Origin of the sequence: Bradyrhizobium sp. PRIMUS42 (assembly GCF_023006515.1) — a bacterium.
Lineage (GTDB): Bacteria > Pseudomonadota > Alphaproteobacteria > Rhizobiales > Xanthobacteraceae > Bradyrhizobium.
In genome coordinates this window covers 1-3724 of the sequence record NZ_JALBGZ010000623.1, presented here as the reverse complement: position 1 = coordinate 3724, position 3724 = coordinate 1, and the positions used below count along the sequence as shown (strand labels likewise).

5 protein-coding genes are annotated in these 3724 nt (G+C 65.4%); all 5 read right to left on the bottom strand.

Translation table 11 applies throughout. From position 1 onward, the window contains the following. A partial coding sequence (locus tag MOV75_RS30655; RefSeq protein WP_247007183.1) for an amidase occupies positions 1-593 on the bottom strand: 593 nt, incomplete at its 3' end. After that, positions 590-787, bottom strand: a complete 198-nt coding sequence (locus tag MOV75_RS30650; RefSeq protein ID WP_246919840.1) for a hypothetical protein — start codon at positions 785-787, stop codon at positions 590-592. The genes MOV75_RS30655 and MOV75_RS30650, both read right to left, overlap by 4 nt. Further along, positions 784-1845, bottom strand: coding sequence for an ABC transporter ATP-binding protein (locus MOV75_RS30645; protein WP_246919841.1), 1062 nt, complete (start codon positions 1843-1845; stop codon positions 784-786). The genes MOV75_RS30650 and MOV75_RS30645 overlap by 4 nt, the downstream gene beginning before the upstream one ends. Before the next feature lie 2 nt (positions 1846-1847). Next, positions 1848-2750 carry an ABC transporter permease gene (locus tag MOV75_RS30640; RefSeq protein ID WP_246919843.1) on the bottom strand — a complete coding sequence of 301 codons (903 nt, stop codon included), beginning with the start codon at positions 2748-2750 and terminating at the stop codon, positions 1848-1850. Positions 2751-2960: 210 nt separating this feature from the next. Beyond that, positions 2961-3724, bottom strand: a 764-nt coding sequence (locus tag MOV75_RS30635) for an ABC transporter permease (RefSeq protein WP_247007181.1), incomplete at its 5' end; no start/stop codon positions are given.

Below are 3724 nucleotides of genomic sequence, written 5' to 3'. Positions count from 1 at the left end.
CCGACGGTGGTCTTGAGGCCGGTGACGCCGCAGAAATGCGCGGGCATCCTGATCGAGCCGCCGGTGTCGGAGCCAAGTGCCGCATAAGTCAGCCGCGCCGCAACCGCCGAACCGGAGCCGGATGAGGACCCGCCGGTGATGTGGGCGACGTTCCAGGGATTACGCACCGGGCCGTAATGGGCGTTGTGTCCGGTCGGGCCGTAGGCGAATTCGGCGAGGTGCAGCGTGCCGAGGCGCACCTGTCCGGCATCCTTCAGCCGCTGCAGAGCCGTAGACGTGACGGTTGGCACGAAGTCGCGGCGGATCAGCGAGCCGCAGGTCGAAACCTTGCCGGCATCGTAATACATGTCCTTGTGCGCGAGCGGCACGCCGTGCAGCGGACCACGAACATTGCCCCTGGCGAGTTCGGAATCGGCAGCTTCCGCCGCCTTCAATGCTGCCTCGGCCTCGACCGACATGAAGGCGTTGAGATGCGGCTGCCACTGCGTGATGCGCTGCAGCAGCGCGCGCGTCACCTCATGCGAGGACACCTGCTTCATCGCGATCGCGCGCGCGACCTCGGTGAGCGTCATCAATGCTGGCTCGGTGCTCATTTCGAGACCTTCTGCGTCTGCACGATCGGATAGAGTGCGGGCTCGAGGTCGAAAGGCAGCGTGCCGGCGATGGCCTCGAAGCCTTCGAAGGCAGGCCCGATGGAGTTGGAGATGCGCATCGCGATCTCGTCGTCCACGGGGACGCCGGCGATTTGCGCGATCGGCTTGATCTCTTTCGGTGTCGGTCTCGTCATGCGGTCTTCTCCCTGGGCGCGCGGCTATGGCCTGAACCCGGTATGGCCATGTAGCACGCGGCCTCGTGGCCCATTCTATCGAGCGCAGTGAGCTTTGGTGTCGCATTTGCGCAGAGCGGCTCCGCAAACGGGCAACGGGTGTGGAAGCGGCAGCCCGAGGGCGGATCGATCGGATTGGGCGGATCGCCCGTGATCGGCGGCGTCTCGGTGCGCCTGTCGGGGTCGGAGGACGGCATCGCAGCGAGAAGCGCGCGCGTGTAGGGATGCGCTGGGCTATCCCAGACCTGGTCGACCGGACCGAGCTCGACGACCTCGCCGAGATACATCACCAGCACGCGATCCGAGATGTAGCGGACGACGTTGAGGTCGTGGCTGATGAACAGATAGGTCAGGCCGAACTCGCGCTTGAGATCGGCCAGCAGATTGAGCACCTGCGCCTCGACGGATTTGTCGAGCGCGGAGACGGCTTCATCCAGGATCACCAGCCTTGGCGACAAGGCCAGTGCTCGCGCGATGTTGACGCGTTGGCGCTGGCCGCCGGAGATCTCGTGCGGATAGCGGCTCGCGAAATTTTCCGGGCGCAAGCCGACCTTGCCGAGCAACTCGCGCGCGAGGGTGCGCGCCGCGCCGTCGGCCATGCCGTGGACCTTGGGGCCGAAGGCGATCGATTCCTCGATGGTCAGGCGCGGATTGAGCGAGGCGTACGAGTCCTGGAACACCATCTGCATGCCGCGGCGCAGTTCGCGCAGCGACAGCGACTGTCCGACGGTCATGCCGTCATAGATGATGTCGCCGGTATCGCGCGGCATCAGATGCATGAGCAGCCGCGCCGTGGTCGACTTGCCGCAGCCGGATTCGCCGACGATGCCGACGGTCTCGCCCTTGGCAACAGTGAAGGAGACATTGTCGACGGCGCGCACGGTTCGCTTGGCGGCGAACAGCCCGCCGCGCACCGGAAAATGCTTGGTCAGGCCGTTGACCTGCAGCAGGGGCTGCGCGACGCCGCCGACGTCCTCGACGGGCTCAAGCATTTCGACGGATGTGTTGTTCTCGCTCATGGCTAGTTCCTGATGTCCATGGCGCTGCGCAGGCCGTCCGAGAGCAGGTTGAAGCAGATCGAAACCGCGAAGATCATTGCGCCCGGCAATGCTGCGACCCAGGGATTGACGTAGATTGCGGTCCGCAAGGTGTTCAGCATCAGTCCCCATTCAGGCTCCGGCGGCTTGGTGCCGAGACCGAGGAAAGAAAGACCGGCGGCCAGGATCATCGAGACCGAAATGAGACTGGTGGCATAGACGAAAATCGACCCCAGCACATTGCCGAGGATGTGCACGCGCATGATGGTGAAGGGCCCGGCGCCCGAGGCACGCGCGGCCTCGACGAAATCCATGTTGCGCACGCCTGTCGTGACGCTCTCGGCGACGCGGGTGATCTGCGGCACGAACACGACCGTCAACGACACGATGGAATTGAGGATGCCGGCGCCGAGTGCGCCGGAGATCGCGATCGCCAGCAGCACCGACGGGAAGGCATAGAACACGTCGACCGTCCGCATGATCGCCGTGTTGAGCTTGCCGCCGACATAACCGGCGACGAGGCCGAGCGAGGTGCCGATGCAGAAGGCGAGGATCACGGGCAAAATGCCGATGACCAGCGACAGCCGTCCGCCATAGATCAGGCGCGCCAGCATGTCGCGGCCGAGCTCGTCGGTGCCGAGCGGGTAGCCCGCTGTGCCGATGTGGCGCAGGCGGCGGATCATCGAGCCCTTGTAGGGATCTTCCAGACCCAGCCATGGCGCGAGGATCGCCGAGAGGAAGATCAGCAGCAGCACCAGCGCGCAAGCCATGCTGACCTTGTCGCGCCTGATACGGCGGCCGACGGTCGCCCAATAGCCGCGCGCCTTGGTCGTGGGCGCGGCCTGGAGCGCGGCGTCGGTGGTGGCGGACAACGGAAGCTCGCTCATTGGCTGGCTCCCCTTGCGCATTGGTGTAGTCGGAGCGAGCCCGAAAGGCAGTGCACCTCTCCCGCTTGCGGGAGAGGTCGGCGCAACGCGCCGGGTGAGGGCTTTCCCCTCTGGAGGGTTCTCGCGAGTGGAGACACCCTCTCCCCGTCCCTCCCCCGCAGGCGGGGGAGGGTGCGCACCGTTTGCTTGGTTACAGCTGGGCTCATCCCGTCAGCCCCGCTTGATGCGCGGGTCGATCGCGGCTTGCGCGATGTCGACCAGGAGATTGAGGAAGACGAAGAACAGCGCCAGGATCAGGATCGTGCCCTGCAGCAGCGGCAGATCGCGCTGGAAAATTGCCGAGTTGAGCAGGAAGCCGGAACCCGGCCAGGAGAACACGGTCTCGATCAGGATCGAGCCGCCGAGCATATAGCCGAGCTGAAGCCCCATCACCGCAAGCGCCGTGGGCGCGGCGTTCTTGATGACGTGGCGGAACACGCCACGCTCGTGCAGGCCTTTTGCGCGTAAAGCCTCGACGAAGTCCTGGCTGAGGATATCGCCGGTGAGCGCGCGTACGGTACGGGTGACGATGCCCATCGGAATCACCGACGTCGTGATTGCCGGCAGCACCAGATATTTCAGGTGAGCCCAGTCCCAGGCCCAGGAGTTGGAGCCGTTGGGCCCGGCACCGACCGCGGGCAGCCAGTTCAGCTGCACCGAGAAAATGATGACGAGCACCATGCCGAGCCAGTAATGCGGCACCGACACGCCGGCGATGGCGAAGGAGGTCGCGACCTTGTCGATCCAGGTCTCGCGAAAATAGCCGGCGATCAGGCCGAGCAGGATGCCCATGGTGAAGCCGATGATCGCGGCGGCAATCGCCAGCGTGACGGTGTTGCCGACCGCGCGCATGACCTCGGCAAGCACGGGGCGGCCGGTGGCGATGGAATTGCCGAGATCGCCATGCAGCGCGCGCAGGAGCCAGAGGCCGAACT

Bases quoted from the DNA above. Each gene is read 5' to 3' on its own strand.
- MOV75_RS30650 (WP_246919840.1), bottom strand. From the start codon at position 787: ATGACGAGACCGACACCGAAAGAGATCAAGCCGATCGCGCAAATCGCC.
- MOV75_RS30645 (WP_246919841.1), bottom strand. From the start codon at position 1,845: ATGAGCGAGAACAACACATCCGTCGAAATGCTTGAGCCCGTCGAGGAC.
- MOV75_RS30640 (WP_246919843.1), bottom strand. From the start codon at position 2,750: ATGAGCGAGCTTCCGTTGTCCGCCACCACCGACGCCGCGCTCCAGGCC.